The sequence below is a fragment of the Streptomyces atratus genome (assembly GCF_040655115.1).
Taxonomy (GTDB): domain Bacteria; phylum Actinomycetota; class Actinomycetes; order Streptomycetales; family Streptomycetaceae; genus Streptomyces; species Streptomyces atratus_D.
On sequence record NZ_JBFAJH010000092.1, the window covers coordinates 1 to 14,025 of the forward strand.

General features: G+C 68.5%; 16 protein-coding genes and 1 pseudogene. 7 read left to right on the forward strand and 10 right to left on the reverse strand.

The window, feature by feature from the left end:
* Positions 1–243: 243 nt before the first annotated feature.
* From AB0I23_RS39965 to AB0I23_RS39980, 4 genes are all read right to left on the reverse strand, one after another.
* Positions 244–930 (reverse strand): alpha/beta hydrolase, encoded by a 687-nt coding sequence (locus AB0I23_RS39965; protein ID WP_359117956.1) that lies wholly within the window; start codon positions 928–930, stop codon positions 244–246.
* A gap of 410 nt (positions 931–1,340) precedes the next feature.
* The gene (locus tag AB0I23_RS39970) at positions 1,341–1,679 is read right to left on the reverse strand and encodes a thioredoxin family protein (RefSeq protein WP_359117959.1); all 339 of its coding nucleotides are present in this window, start codon (positions 1,677–1,679) and stop codon (positions 1,341–1,343) included.
* Positions 1,680–2,040: 361 nt separating this feature from the next.
* Positions 2,041–2,523, reverse strand: a complete 483-nt coding sequence (locus tag AB0I23_RS39975; RefSeq protein ID WP_359117961.1) for a DUF6328 family protein — start codon at positions 2,521–2,523, stop codon at positions 2,041–2,043.
* A gap of 501 nt (positions 2,524–3,024) precedes the next feature.
* Complete coding sequence (locus AB0I23_RS39980; RefSeq protein WP_359117964.1) at positions 3,025–3,444, reverse strand: hypothetical protein; 420 nt, start codon at positions 3,442–3,444, stop codon at positions 3,025–3,027.
* 231 nt (positions 3,445–3,675) lie between these two features.
* Here AB0I23_RS39980 and AB0I23_RS39985 point away from each other — a divergent pair, with 231 nt between their 5' ends.
* From AB0I23_RS39985 to AB0I23_RS40000, 4 genes are all read left to right on the forward strand, one after another.
* Complete coding sequence (locus AB0I23_RS39985; protein WP_359117967.1) at positions 3,676–4,002, forward strand: plasmid stabilization protein; 327 nt, start codon at positions 3,676–3,678, stop codon at positions 4,000–4,002.
* Between the two features lie 35 nt (positions 4,003–4,037).
* Positions 4,038–4,865, forward strand: a complete 828-nt coding sequence (locus AB0I23_RS39990) for a VOC family protein (protein ID WP_359117970.1) — start codon at positions 4,038–4,040, stop codon at positions 4,863–4,865.
* A 304-nt stretch (positions 4,866–5,169) separates the two neighbouring features.
* On the forward strand, positions 5,170–5,991 hold the full coding sequence (locus tag AB0I23_RS39995) for an alpha/beta fold hydrolase (RefSeq protein WP_359117973.1): 822 nt from the start codon (positions 5,170–5,172) through the stop codon (positions 5,989–5,991).
* A gap of 92 nt (positions 5,992–6,083) precedes the next feature.
* Positions 6,084–6,722, forward strand: coding sequence for an isochorismatase family cysteine hydrolase (locus AB0I23_RS40000; RefSeq protein ID WP_359117975.1), 639 nt, complete (start codon positions 6,084–6,086; stop codon positions 6,720–6,722).
* A gap of 208 nt (positions 6,723–6,930) precedes the next feature.
* Here AB0I23_RS40000 and AB0I23_RS40005 read toward each other — a convergent pair whose 3' ends face one another.
* Genes AB0I23_RS40005 through AB0I23_RS40015 form a run of 3 tightly spaced genes read right to left on the reverse strand, consistent with a single transcriptional unit; the run spans position 6,931 to position 7,924 of the window.
* Positions 6,931–7,116: a hypothetical protein gene (locus AB0I23_RS40005; protein WP_359117978.1), complete on the reverse strand. Its 186-nt coding sequence runs from the start codon at positions 7,114–7,116 to the stop codon at positions 6,931–6,933.
* 14 nt (positions 7,117–7,130) lie between these two features.
* Positions 7,131–7,484: an ArsR/SmtB family transcription factor gene (locus AB0I23_RS40010; RefSeq protein ID WP_359117981.1), complete on the reverse strand. Its 354-nt coding sequence runs from the start codon at positions 7,482–7,484 to the stop codon at positions 7,131–7,133.
* Entirely contained in the window at positions 7,481–7,924 is a 444-nt protein-coding gene (locus AB0I23_RS40015) for an SRPBCC domain-containing protein (RefSeq protein WP_359117984.1), read from the reverse strand. Before AB0I23_RS40015 ends, AB0I23_RS40010 begins: the two co-directional genes overlap by 4 nt.
* A gap of 429 nt (positions 7,925–8,353) precedes the next feature.
* Here AB0I23_RS40015 and asnB point away from each other — a divergent pair, with 429 nt between their 5' ends.
* Positions 8,354–10,207: an asparagine synthase (glutamine-hydrolyzing) gene (asnB, locus tag AB0I23_RS40020; protein ID WP_359117987.1), complete on the forward strand. Its 1,854-nt coding sequence runs from the start codon at positions 8,354–8,356 to the stop codon at positions 10,205–10,207.
* Positions 10,208–10,451: 244 nt separating this feature from the next.
* Here asnB and AB0I23_RS40025 read toward each other — a convergent pair whose 3' ends face one another.
* Together AB0I23_RS40025 and AB0I23_RS41910 are read right to left on the reverse strand one after the other, a co-directional pair.
* Positions 10,452–10,859, reverse strand: coding sequence for a DUF2795 domain-containing protein (locus tag AB0I23_RS40025; RefSeq protein ID WP_359117989.1), 408 nt, complete (start codon positions 10,857–10,859; stop codon positions 10,452–10,454).
* Positions 10,787–11,161 (reverse strand): CBS domain-containing protein, encoded by a 375-nt coding sequence (locus AB0I23_RS41910; RefSeq protein WP_436847068.1) that lies wholly within the window; start codon positions 11,159–11,161, stop codon positions 10,787–10,789. Before AB0I23_RS41910 ends, AB0I23_RS40025 begins: the two co-directional genes overlap by 73 nt.
* An 839-nt stretch (positions 11,162–12,000) precedes the next feature.
* Between AB0I23_RS41910 and AB0I23_RS40035 the strand changes: the two genes are divergently transcribed.
* Both AB0I23_RS40035 and AB0I23_RS40040 read left to right on the forward strand, forming a co-directional pair.
* Positions 12,001–12,261 (forward strand): hypothetical protein, encoded by a 261-nt coding sequence (locus tag AB0I23_RS40035; RefSeq protein ID WP_359117991.1) that lies wholly within the window; start codon positions 12,001–12,003, stop codon positions 12,259–12,261.
* 266 nt (positions 12,262–12,527) lie between these two features.
* A pseudogene (locus tag AB0I23_RS40040) lies at positions 12,528–13,155 on the forward strand (transposase family protein).
* A gap of 47 nt (positions 13,156–13,202) precedes the next feature.
* Here AB0I23_RS40040 and AB0I23_RS40045 read toward each other — a convergent pair.
* Positions 13,203–13,571: a VOC family protein gene (locus AB0I23_RS40045; protein WP_359117993.1), complete on the reverse strand. Its 369-nt coding sequence runs from the start codon at positions 13,569–13,571 to the stop codon at positions 13,203–13,205.
* Positions 13,572–14,025: the final 454 nt, after the last annotated feature.

Below are 14,025 nucleotides of genomic sequence, written 5' to 3' on the forward strand. Positions count from 1 at the left end.
CCCCGATCTTCGACCTCGCCGACTACGGCATCGTCGGCGACCTCTTCCAGGTCGTCCCCCAGCTCACCGAAGAGGTCAACTCCCGCAAGGGCTGATCCCCGTGCAGCGCGCTGTGCGGTGGTTCCGCACGGTGCGCCTGCTCACCGGCTCGGAGCCGCCACCCCTCGCTGGTCGAGCAGCGGCAGAACCACGCGCGAGCGGTCGCCCGTGTCTGCCCGTCTCCCCCGCCTTCCGTATGCGTGATCAGCCTGCGGCGGCCTCTTCGATGAAGTCCGTGACCGGGCCGGGCTGGGAAGCCAACGAGGCATGGCTGGATACCAGTTCAATGGTCTTGCGCGGATTCATGCGCTGGGCCATGCGGCGTTCGTTGTCGGGGTGGATCATGCGGTCCGCGGTGGAGACCTGGTACCAGCTCGGCTTCGCACGCCAGGCCGCTGAGGTGACATTGTCGCCGAACGTCGATGTCAGCGGAGCCTTCTGCGTCACGGCCATGACCAGTGCCTCGTCGGCCGGAAGGTCCTGCGCGAAGCTCTCGTGGAACTTGTCCTGCTTGATCCACAGGTAACCGTCGGAGTCCGGCGCGAGGTTCTCCACGGCGGCCGGCGGCATCTCCTGGGTGATCGCGCCGGGGCTCTCCCCGGCGTCCGGGGCGAACGCGGCAATGTAGACGAGGCCCTTCACGTTGGGCAGGTCTCCGGCTTCGGTGATGACCGCCCCGCCGTAGGAGTGTCCGACCAGGAGCACAGGCCCGTCGATCTGCTGGACCATCTTGCGCGTGCGTGCGGCGTCGTCGGCCAGTGAGGTCAGCGGATTCTCCACGGCGTGCAAGGAGCCGAAGCCGCGTCTGTGCAGCTCGGTGATGACCTTGCCCCAGTGGGCGGCGCCTCCCCAGAAGCCGTGGACCAGAACTACGGCGGGTTTGTCAGCCATGGCGTGTGCACCGTTTCCCTCGCGCCGGGGGGTCTGCTTGCATCGGTAACGCTAAGCGGACCACCCAAGGGTCGCCACCGCGCACAGAGTCACTCAATCCTTCAACCATCGAGCGTGCTTCTTCACAGGCCAGTGAGGAAGCACGCGAACCACGGCTCTCGGCACCGCACACGAGATCCACCTCGCGTACTGCGACCCGTGGGGCCTCGTGATCAGTGCGCCCGTGCGGTGGCGATGTGTCCGTGAACTGCCGGATGATCTGTGCACCTGCACGTTCTGGTGAGCCGTCGTCGGCAGAGGTACTCACCCCTACAGCTTCCGTGGTCGGACGCCCTGAACCGACTGCGCCCCCGCGCATCCGCGTCCGCGCCGCGGTGCGGCGCAACTCCGTGTCAGGAGCTCCGGAGCACTCAGAGGTTGGCGTCCAGGAATTCCCTGAACTGCGCCCGGTTCACGGGACCGGTCCGGGTCGCTGTCACTTCCCCCTGCTTGATCAGGAGGAACGAGGGCGCGCCGGTGACACCGTAACGTCGGGTCGGTTCCGGGCACCGGACCATATCAGTCCTGACGACGGTCAGTCGCTCACCGTACGCCTCGGCCATCTCGCGCACGAGGGAGTCCATCTCCCTGCACACCTCCACCACCTTCGCCCAGGTCCCGCAGAAGTACGCGAGCACCGGAGCGTCGGCCTTCGCAAGAACGAAATCGAACTCCGCGTTCTCCAGCGGCTGGTGGACCCGACTCGTCATCGGCGCTCCCAAGGTGGTGATCAATACGGCAGTACCCATGATGACCTGCCCCTGCCGCAACATCGCTCGCAGGCCGGGCAGTCACCCGCCATGCCCCGTGATGGGGAACCTCTGTCACCGCCGGACGGTGGCCGAGCCGTTGCTGGAGCCGGACGGCTACGTCCCGTACCTCGGTGGCTGACGCACCGCTCTGCCGGACGGCCGTCGGTGGCTGCTGAGGCAAGGGGACACGGGAGGCGCCGCACGGGTCGCCCCGGTACTGATGCGTCGGCAAGTGATCGCGCCCCTGGATGATCCGGAGGTGCGTTGTCCTCACCTCTCCTTGCCCCGACAGCGGACGACACACGGCAAGCCGGCCGTCTCAGGGACGGCGCAGCGCCCGAGGCAGGACGAACCACAGACCGGCGAACATGGAGACCGTGACCGCAGTGATCACCACAGCCGCCGCGAGTCCGAGCACGACGTCCATGAGAAGCAGGGTGGCGCCGCTGAGCGCGAGTGCGAGAAAGACGAGGCCGACTTCGGTGAGCCGGGCCGTCAGGGCCACGATGCGCACCTTTTCGCCTCGGTGGAACAGCGCCCGATGCAGCGCGACCGGGGTCGCGAGAATCGCGGACGACACCACGACAAGCAGCAGCGTCACCACGTAGGTGTAGCGCTCGATGGCGTCGAGCGTGGGAAACCTGCTGGTGAAGGCCAGACCGAGGAGAAACGCGAAGACGATCTGCACTCCGGTCTGGATGACGCGCAGCTCCTGCAGGAGTTCGATCAGATTTCGGTCGGCCCGTTCTTCGGGGATCTCCTGACGACCCGGCTGCCGGCTGTCGTCCCGCTCTGCGTCCACGCACGACATCCTGCCTCCCGCCTGCGAGATCCTGGTGTGCAACGCACCGGACAGCCGAATCAGCACACGGCAGGTGGGCGAGACCGTTGGAATACGTCGGGGCCCACGACGGCGCGACGTGCTCAGGGAACCCGCAGGCTGAGCGTCGGCAACCACCACGGCAACGAGCTGGCCCGTGTAGTGCACCACCTCGTCCCTCAAGGGGAAGAAGGTCTGCCCAGGGGCAGGCTGCCCGCGAGCGAGGGAAGCAGCGGCGGCTGCGCGGCAACCGCGGGCAGGTTCTCATGGGTGCTGCAACCGCTCCCCGGATCAGTCACCGCCGAGCGGGATTGGGCCGACTTGGGTCCGGACGGTGGTCGACGCCCGAGGCGGGGGCACCGAGTGGGGACCAATCGGGCCGACACCGAGGCTACTGAGGAATGCCGAAGCCGGTCCGGCCCGCGTGAACCCACTGCCCGCGCGGTCTCCCCTTGCCGACGTCATCGGCATGAGCCCAGGTCTTCAGGGGGATCCGTCGTGGTCGGTGTCGGGTTCGGGCCGGAGAACTGTTCCTCTCCGCCGGCCGGGACCTGTGACGCCGGGCTGTGGTGCGTCGCCCCGAGCGGCGTGGTCGGCGGAGATCACACCTGGCCGGGTGATTGGGGGCCCGGTGCCCTTGATCTCGGTCCAGCTCGGGGAGTGCAGTCCGGACGACAGCTGGGTGTAGGTGACCTCGGCGGGCCAGCAGGTCCCGGAGTCGAGGATCAAGGTGACGGCGCCCCGCAGCAGCAGCGTGTCGCCGCCGGGCGCGGTCAGCCGGGCTGTCCAGGGCCGAGCGGCGTCTGCCGCGCTGCCCTCCTGGGCGACGGTGACCTCGGCCCACACACGGACCCGGGTCCCGTCCCCGCGCTCCACCGTTGCCAGCCCCTCGTACGGGTTCATACCTCCAGTCTGCGCCGTGTCCGGGGTGTCGCGCAGCGGTGGGAGCCCGTCATCAGCACCCACCATCCGTACCGCTCGCCGGGCGGTCCCCGTCTCATGCTGTCCCGGGTGGCGTACCCGGCATTGTGGGCGTATGCGTGGAGTGCACGTGGTGACCCGGTATGGGCCGGTGCGCGAATCGCCACCCGGGCTGCCGCGCCCGGGTTCGGATGCGAAGAAAGGTGCGGTGCGATGCCGGCAGGATCCAGTCGTAAACGGGAGCGGCAGTACGAGCACATCAAGGAGAGTGCCGAGAAGCGTGGTGTCTCCGAGAAGCGTGCAAAGGAAATCGCCGCGCGCACTGTCAACAAGGAGCGGGCCCGCTCGGGAGAGACGAAAACGGCGAGCAGGACCTCCCTGCGCGATCCGAAATCCGCCTCCCAGCGTGGCGGTGAGCGGTCCCATCGCGGAGCGCAGGGGCCCACGAAGGACCAGCTCTACGAAGAGGCGAAGAAGAAGAACGTCGAGGGCCGCTCGACGATGAACAAACAGGAGCTGCGCGAGGCGCTCGGCCGCTGACAGTCCATCGTGCGGGGGCGAGGAGAAGAATCCTGATGACGCCTACACAGCATGTCACGCCGGTGTGCGGAACACCGTGCTGGGTCAACCTCATGACCCGCGACCTGCGTGCCACGCGGGACTTCTACTCGGCAGTTCTGGGATGGGAGTTTCGCCCGGGCAGCCTGGGAACGGATTTCTCGGTCGCCTCTGTTCACGGGCGGACGGTGGCCGGGCTGGGTGGGGTGGCGCCCGGCCGGCCGGTGGCCGGGTCCTGGACCCCGTACTTCGCCGTCGCGGACGCGGACGTCACCGCGGCCCGGGTCCGTGAGCGCGGCGGCACCATCGCCGTGGGTCCGATGCGTTTCGGCCTGGGCCGGGGCGTGGTGGCGGCCGACCGCGACGGGGCCGCCTTCGGCTTCTGGGAAGGCCGGACCATTCCCTGGTCGGTCGGCTGCGGCAACGCACCGGCCTTTCTCGAGCTGCGCACCCGCGACGCGTTCGACGCCGCCATCTTCTACGCCGAGATCTTCGACTGGGCGTCTGGCGAACCCGGCGGCTGCGACGTCACCTACGCCTACGAGCACGACACCGTCACCGTCCGCCGGGGCACGAACACCGTGGCCACCCTGCGCGGAGGCGGCGTCGGAGAATCTCCCGACCCCCGTGTGCGGCCACGCTGGCAGGTGCACTTCCAGGTCGACGACGTGGAATCGGTCATCGCCGCCGCACGCGCGGCAGGAGGAATGGCAACCCCCGTGGCCCCCTCGCCCGGCGGCGGGACCGAATCCGTCATCAGTGACCCCGGCGGCGGACTCTTCACCGTCTGCGCCGGATCGGTGCTCGCCGGGCCGGTGACCACAGCCGACCCGAAACCGGTGTGATCGATACCAAGAGACCGGCGAAGGCGCCGCCACACAGGCGGGACCGGGTTACTTGCCGCGGCCGGTGACGAGATCCAGCGGCCGCCGTCATCACTGGATCGGCGGTCCCGGCGCCCGGGACACCGAGGCGGCGTAAGCGATCGTCTCGCTCCGGCCGGCCAGGCACAGCCCTGCCGCCGCGGCGACCCCACCAGACCGTATGCGGTGAGCAGGATCCGCAGGACCATCTCGGCCTCCATGCCGGCACCGACCGCAGGCCGACGGAGAACGCGCGTCGCAGGGAAGTCGGCCGGAAGGAACCACGATGAGTACGTTCACCACTGCTGACGGGACAGAAATCTTCTACAAGGACTGGGGCAGTGGCCAGCCGGTCGTGTTCAGCCACGGCTGGCCTCTCAATGCGGACGCATGGGACGGCCAGCTCCGCCTGGTCGCCGAAAACGGCTACCGGGCCGTCGCCCACGATCGGCGCGGACACGGCCGCTCGGGCCAGCCGTGGAACGGCAACCACATGGACACCTACGCCGACAATCTTGCGCAGCTGATCGAGACCCTCGACCTGCGCGACGTCGTCCTGGTCGGCCACTCCACCGGCGGCGGCGAGGTGGCCCGCTACATCGGCCGTCACGGCACCGGCCGCGTCACCAAGGCTCTGCTGCTGGGTGCTGTTCCTCCACTGATGCTCAGGACCGGGACCAACCCGGATGGCCTGCCGATCGAGGCGTTCGACGCCATCCGCGAGGGCGTCACGGGCGACCGCTCCCAGTTCTACTGGGAGCTCGCGGATCCCTTCTACGGCTTCAACAGGCCAGAGGTCACCGGCTCGGACGGGATACGCCGGGCGTTTTGGATGTGGAGCATGCAGGTCGGCCTCAAGGCCGCGTACGACTGCATCACGCAATTCTCGGAACAGGACTTCACCGAGGACCTCAAGCGCTTCGACGTTCCGACGCTGATCGTGCACGGTGACGACGACCAGATCGTGCCCTTCGTCGCCTCGGCGCCCAAGTCCGCCGAACTGATCAAGGACGCAACCCTCATAGTCCACTCGGGCGCCCCGCACGGCCTCGTCGGCGAGCACGAGAAGGCCTTCAACGCGGAGTTGCTGGACTTCCTCAAGGGCTGACCGCCACCCATCCTCCGGCCGGGCGACACGTCCGTGCCTCATGGACGATTGTTCCGTCATCATCCGGAACCACCCTTGATGGGAACCTTGGCATGAACGATCACGGCTACGCCGGCGAGAGCACCGCACTGCTTGTGGTTGACCCGTACAACGACTTCTTGTCCGAGGGCGGGAAGCTGTGGCCGCGCACCAAGGCAGTCGCCGAGCAAGTCGGCCTCCTCGGCCACATGCGTCAGGTCCTGGCAGCTGCCCGCGCCTCCCGAATGCGCATCTTGTTCGTACCGCACCGACGGGCGTCCCCGGGGGACTACGTCACGTGGGACTATCTGTCCCCCTCGCAGCACGCAACGTGCAAAGGACAGGTCTTCGCCGCGGGTACATGGGGCGGAGAGTTCCACCCTGACTTCCAGCCGCGCGAGGGAGAACTCCGCGTGCACGAACACTGGTCCGCCAGCGGCTTCGCCAACACCGACCTGGACTTCCTGCTGAAGCAGCATCACGTCTCAAGGGTCGTGCTGATCGGCGTGCGGGCGAACACCTGCATCGACACCACCGCGCGATTCGCCCAGGAGCTCGGCTATCACGTCACGCTGATCAAGGACGCCATCGCCGCGTTCCGCCCCGAGGAGATGCAAGCGACGTTCGAACTCAACGCGCCCACCTACGCCCACGCCATCCTCACCACAGCCGAGTTCATCTCAGGGCTGCCTCAGGCTGCAACCAGCCCCTGAGAGCGAAAACGGCGTTCACCGCCACCAGGGATACCCGACCACCGTTGTTCTGCGGGCCGAGGGCTGCCGATCCGGTCCCGTCACACCCGTCACCCGCCACCCGCCACCCGCCACCCGCCACCCGCCACCCGCCACCCGCCACCCGTCATGATCGGCGACTCGACACATCGCTGATCAGCGAGCCACCGAACGCTTCCGGGCCCGCCCCTCACATCGCTCGACACTTGCGACGCAGTACATCGCCGCTGCAGCAGTAGTCGCCCTGGAGCATCACACGTTCCTTCCGTAGATCGTCGAGGCCCGGCGCCCTCAGCGGACGCGGGCCCACTCCCCCATGGACGGCACGCCGCCCGACCAGCAGGCCGGGCGGCGCGTCGTCCGACACCGTGAACATCTGCGGTCAGCGGATCAGCGCGAATCCCGCTCCGCCGCCTCAGCGACGCGCTTGATGTCCGCCAACCGCCGATCCCAGTCGGCCGCGAGCGCGGCCATCCACCGCGCCGTCGCGTCCAGCGCCGCCGACCGCACCGCGTACCGCACCTCGCGTCCGACCCGGCGGCCGGAAACCAGCCCGGCGGCGTCCAGGACGACGAGGTGCTTGACCACCGCCTGCCGCGAGACGGGAAGTCGTTCGGCGAGCCTTGTCGCGGTGACCTCACCCTGTGCTGCGAGCAGATCAAGCAGCTGACGTCGCGTCGGGTCGGCCAGCGCGACAAGAACGCTGTCGACCTCCTCGCCGACGTCGCGACGTTCGTCCGTCACGCCGACTGTTCGGCGCGCGTCTTGAGCGCTTCGAACACCTGGGGCCAGCCGCCGGTGTTGTCCTCCACCACCCGACTGCGCAGCTCCTCGGACCCGGCCAGCGCCGCGAACCCGCTCTCGACGACGCGGAGCCGCGTCTTGTCGCCTTCCGCGGTCAACGTGAACTCCACGAGGGTGCTGTTGTCCGCGCGCGGCTCTTCTCCGGGGAACGCGCTGGCCCAGCGGTACGCCACGTGCGTCGGCGGCTCGACCTTCTCCACGCGCACCGGGAAGTCGCCGTACTCGGCGTTCTTCGCCACGACCGACTCGCCTTCCTTGGCCACGGTGCCGGACAGGCTCGCCTTGTCGGCCACCCAGAACCCGGGGTCGACCACCAGCGACCAGACCCGCTCCACGGGTGCCTCGATCAGGGTTTCGCGTTCGATCCGGTCCTGGCTCATGAGGGGACTCCTTCTTCGTCGCCATTGAATGCAACTCCAGGGTTGCACATCGAATCTCCAGGAGCAACCCGAGAGTTGCACTTCGGTCGAGTGACCCTTCACCTGGCCACACGTCTTCACGTGGTCGCCGCGGCCGGCAGCCCGGCCTTCACCCCCTCCACACACGCCGGGGCTGCGGACCGGGCCGCGCACTCCGCCTCGGGGGCGACACACCTGCGCCCTCGACACAGCGCTCTCCTCCGACGCGGGCACGGCGCGGAGTCCTGTCGTCTCGCGCACACCAGAGCTCACTGTCCTGCATGGCCCATGAGCAGGTCGACACGGCCACGGAGAGGCTGCCACCAGTCACCCTGTATGTCCAAGTAATCCCTATAGTCGGCAAGGTGCGCATCCTTTGGATGAATTCTCCACGACAAGGAGGGCCACCCCATGTGCGGAATCTCCGGCTGGGTGTCCTATCAGCGCGACCTGCGGCAGGAACGCTCCACCGCCGAAGCGATGAACGCCACGATGGCCTGCCGTGGACCGGATGCACACGGCCTGTGGCTCGAGAAGCACGCGGCGCTGGGCCATCGCCGACTCGCCATCATCGACCTGCCCGGCGGCGTCCAGCCGATGACCGAACACACCCCGGACGGCGATGTCGTACTGGTCTACTCGGGAGAGGCCTACAACTACAGGGAACTGCGCGACGAACTGCGCCGCAAGGGCCACCATTTCCGCACCGACAGCGACACCGAGGTCGTACTGCGCGGCTACCTGGAATGGGACGCCGACCTCCCCGAGCGGCTGAACGGCATGTTCGCGTTCGCGATCTGGGACGGCCGCACCGAACGGCTGCACCTGATGCGCGACCGAATGGGTATCAAGCCGCTGTACTACTTCCCCACCGACGACGGCACGCTGTTCGGCTCCGAACCGAAGGCCATCCTGGCGAACCCGACGGTGCCTCGCGAGGTGGATCTGGAGGGTTTGCGCGAGCTGTTCTCCATGGCCAAGACCCCAGGACACGCCATCTGGGCAGGGATGCGGGAGGTGGAGCCGGGCACGCTGGTGACCGTCGACCGCTCGGGCCTGCGCAGCCGCCCCTACTGGCAGCTGCGCTCTGTCGCGCACACCGACAGCCGCGACGACACCGTCGCGCGGGTACGCGAGCTACTCGACGACATCGTCCGCCGCCAGCTGGTCTCCGACGTGCCGAGGTGCATCCTGCTGTCGGGCGGGCTCGACTCCAGCGCGGTCACCGCACTGGCAGCCGAACAGCTGCGAGGCAAGGAGACCGTGCGCAGCTTCTCGGTCGACTTCGTCGGCCAGAGCGAGAACTTCGTCCCCGACGATATGCGGGCGACCCCGGACACTCCCTATGTGCACGACGTCGCCAGGCACGCGGGAACCGATCACCAGGACATCGTGCTCGCCCCCACGGCGCTGGCGGATCCGAGCGTGCGCGCGGCAGCCGTGCGGTCGCGGGACCTGCCCCTGGGGCTGGGCGACCTGGACCAGTCGCTGCTCTTGCTGTTCCGGGCGATCCGCGAGCACTCCACGGTGGCACTGTCCGGCGAGTCCGCGGACGAGGTCTTCGGCGGCTACGCATGGTTCCACGACCCTGCCGCACGAGATGCCGGCACCTTCCCCTGGCTGGCGGCTCTGGAGCGCCAGCACGGCCGGGGCGGCAGTTCGGTGCTCGAGCCCGGGCTGCGCGAGCGTTTGAACCTGAGTGGCTACCTGGCCCAGCGCTACGAAGAGGCCATGGCGCAGGTGCCGCGCCTGGACGGCGAACGCGACCCGCTGGAGCGTCGGATGCGGGAGGTCTGCTATATCCACCTCACCCGCTTTGTACGGATGCTGCTGGACCGCAAGGACCGGCTGAGCATGGCCACCGGTCTGGAGGTGCGTGTTCCGTTCTGCGACCACCGCCTGGTCGAGTACGTCTTCAACACCCCTTGGGCGATGAAGACGTTCGACGGTCGGGAGAAGAGCCTGCTACGGGCGGCCACCGCGGACCTGCTGCCCCGTTCGGTCCTGGAGCGGGTCAAGAGCCCGTACCCCTCGACCCAGGACCCGGCCTACGCCGTGGAGCTGCAGACCCAGGTCCGTGACCTGCTGTCGGCAGGCAGCAGCCCGGCCCTCGACCTGCTGGACCGCGCTCGGCTGCAGCAGATCACTGCCGCCGAGCCCGGCCGGGTCGGCACCGCGGACCGCAACAGCCTGGAACGGACACTGGACCTGGCCGTCTGGTTCGATCTGGAACGACCCACGCTCACGCTCGGCACCGGCGGATGACGCAGCATCGCGTGGGAGCTGACCCGCGGCGCCGAAGTGTCGTCGTGCTCGAGGTGGACCGCGGCGCCGCGGGTGTCAGCGGCCACACGCCGGCGAAACCGACGGCGACACACTCCAGGTGCAGGAGGGGCTGCGCCGGACCATCAGGGAGGGCCGGCGGCTGTTCATGGTTACCGGTGAGACCTTCACGCCCGGCACCCGGCACCGCGCAGAACGCCTCCTGCGCCTGAACGATTCCTCGTCATCAGGCGCGGGGCCGGTGGCCCAGCGCCCGGACGATCTGCCCCGCGTTTGTGTAGCGCTCGTCCGCCGGCAGTCCACGTACGGCATCGAGCAGACTGTCCGGAGAGTGCTCCTTGGACAACGTCTGCACGAGTGACGAACGGTCGGCCGGGAAGGCCGTGCGATTCAGGTGGCGCGCCAAATCGGACCTGAGAGTTTCAGCCGCTCTCTCGGCACGCACCCGGTCCCTTTCCTCGCCTGGCGGAGGCACGGGGCCACCCACGTCCACCTGCAGGTCGTCGTCGGCCGCCGGCTCCGGATCGTAGGCCTCCTCGGCATGACCTGAGCGGCCGGACCTCAGATAGACCTGCAGCTCGTGCTTCCTCGCATCGTCCTGGTGCGGGCTGACCTGGTTGCTTCCTCGCTCCATGGGGGAACACCTTCTCTGCGTGCGGTGATGCTGCCGGGCGGTCGGCCGACGGACAGGGCTTCGAGCAGGTCGCCTACGGCCGGAACGGGCAACGCCCGGGCGACATCAGCCCGAGCGACATCAACGTGGGCGACCATTCCGACCAACACGTGACCGTTGACGACCGGCAGTCGATGCGCTTTGTGCGCGCTCATCGTGCGGAGCATCTCCGACGCATCGTCGTCCGCGCTCCGTTCAAACCCGAGTCCCCGCAGCGAGAGGTCCCGCCGACCCTGTGTCACCTGCCCCGGGAATCGACTCACAAGATCTCCGCTCGCTCACAGTGAACGCTCGCCCCAACTGGGACGCTGTGACCAGCCCCAGCCATTGCCAAGGCCTGACGGACCGACGGGGAGAGTACTCGTCGGCCCGCACGTGAATACCGGCCGACGGCGAAGCCCGACCGGAGCCCAGCCCGATGTGCGCTCGATGGGCGGGTCCTGTTGGGTCCACGCCGTTGGAGGCCGAGGCGTCGCGGCTGCCGCTGGGACGTTCCGAACGGCCCCTGCGGCCGGTGTCGTGCTTGCCTTGCGCATCGCCCTTATGCCGGCTCGGCCCTCGCCGTGTAAGGGCTGAGATGGCTTCGGCATCTTGGTCACGACCTGACCTCGCTGTCCAGAGTTTCGTGCTCGCGCGCCTCTGCACCCCCTCCGAGAGTAGTCGAAATAGCCCATATCTGCGCATTGGGCTACTCGGGGCATTGTGTGACCCGTCGGCGTCAGACCTTCCTCGTGGGGTTCCTCCGCCGCAAGGCCGAGGTTTCTCCGCCGCAAGGCCGGCCACTCCCATGGCAGGGTTCTGAAACGTTGCGGCTGAGGCGGGCGATTCTTGTTGTGGACGTGTTGACTGAACTCCATGGGCCAGGATCGAGCCGCTCCTGCCAGACCGGACACCTCGGATTATGGTCGACCAACCCCCGAGGTGCTGGAGCGGATCGCCGCGCGGCGTGCGGAGTTGGACGGACTCGAAGAGCAGCTGGTCAAGCAGCTATCGGAGGTGCGGGCTGAGCGGGACGAGCTCGCCGTGGCCGAGCGGGTGTGGCAGCGGATGAGCGAGCAGCTCGCCGACGAGCGCGCAGAGGCCGGGTCGCCGGGTGGTTCAGGTGGCGGGTCGGGCGGTGCGGCTGGTCCCGGACCGTGGTCCGGGGGTGGCCGAGTCCGCGCTGCCGGCGGAGTACCAGCGCATCCTGACCGCCGTGCGGCAGGCCGCCGGTCCGGTCGCCACCCGACAGATCGGCGAGGTGCTGGGCTTGGAGGTGGGCGTACGGGGCAAGCTGGAGCCGTTGCGCGGGAAGCTCACGAAGCTGGCCGACCGCGGCTGGCTGCACAAACGGCCCGACGGGAAGTTCACTGCCCGCCCGTGACCGGTCCGCACGGCGATCGGGGCGTAACCAAGGTGCCCCCGGCGGCTGTTGGAATTGTGTGACGAAAGCCAAAGAGCTCGCCGGGGACACCGAGTCCCTCGGTCTACCAGTGCCGCTTGCCGCTGTCCACGCACATCCTGAACTACCTCACCGACCTGCTGCGACGCCACCTGAAGGCCATACGCTCCAGGTGACGTGCGCTGCCGCCCGGGAGGATCGCGGTGATCGTCCTGGCCGTGCTGCGGCACGACCAGCGCCTGGCCGACATGGCCGGCGGCAACGACATCTCCGCCACCACCGTGCGCCGCTGGCGGGACGAGCTGATCGCCCTGCTGGCCGCGAAGGCCCCGCGGCTGGACCGCGCCCTGAAGAAGATCGCCAAGCGGGGCGGGGAGGTCGTCCTGATCGACGGCACCCTCATCCCCACCCAGCGCCGCACCGGCAAGGCGAACCGCCCGAACTACTCCGGCAAACAGCACCGCCACGGCCTGCACGTCCTCGCCCTGACCGACGAGCGAGGCCGGATGATCTGGATATCGGCCGCCCGGCCGCACCCACGACATCACCGCCGCCCGCCGCGACCACATCCTGGCCCACCTGCGTGCTGCCGGCCTCGGCGCCCTGGCCGACCTGGGCTTCCTCGGCCTGGACGACGACGGGGACGATCCCGTGGTCGTCACCGGCTTCAAGGCCACCCGCGCCCGTAAGCTCACCCCCGCCGAGAAGGAGGCCAACCGGGTCCTGGCCGCCGGACGCGTCCCCGTCGAACGCGGCTTTGCCCACCTGAAGAACTGGCGGATCCTCACCAAACTCCGTACGGACCCCGCCCGCGCCACCCACCTGTTTCGCGCGCTGCTCGTCCTGACGAACATCGAGGCCACTACCGACAATTGATCTTTACCGCAGGTAGCCCACGATCAGCACATGCCCCCGGAACAGCGTCACCGGGCCGGGATCGGCTGAGTGAGGTTCACCGGGTTGCCGTCGGGGTCCTGGATGTGGGCGACGCGCTGTCCCCACGGCATGTCGTTGGGGCCGCTGCGGACCGAGCCGCCCAGCGCCGCCACCCGGCCGAGCGTCTCGTCGACGTCGTCGACACCGATGCTGAGCAGGATCCGCGACGCCGCCCCAGTCCCCGGGTTCTCCTTGGCCACCAGCCCGAGGTCGGTGTCGCCGATGCGCAAGCCGAGGTAGAAGGCCGGGCCTTCCGCCGGTACCCGGAAGATCTCCTCAGCGCCGAACAATTTCGTATAGAAGCCGAGCAGAACGTCCTGGTCGGCAGTCACGATCACTGGCTGAATGGTGGACATGGCACTCCTGTCGAGAACGGTCGTGTCGCTGGGTAGACCGTTTGAGGACGGTGAACTCATCGGCAAAACCACCCCGCCGGACGATCTACAACACAGACTGCCGCCCACGACCAGCACGAGCACCCCGAAACCAGGTCACGCCACCCCGCTGACCAGCCACTTCAAGATGGCGGAGCTTCAAAGGTGGTCCAGGCGATGTCCGGATAGGCAACGTGCAAAGCGGGGATGTCGACGCCGTAGCCCTCGGCGTTCCGGTCCGGCCCGGCTCGTACGTGGCCTCCTGGCCGGGGCCGTCGCGGGCGCCGCGGGGGACCACGGCCCTGGACGCGGTCGGCATCAAGTGGCGGGCAGTGCCGGCCGACTTCCCGCCGTTTCTGTGGAATATGAGTGAGTCAAGTCCCCGGGCGTATCGCTGGGGTTGTCACAAGGCGATCGCGCGGTAGCTCAGCGCCGC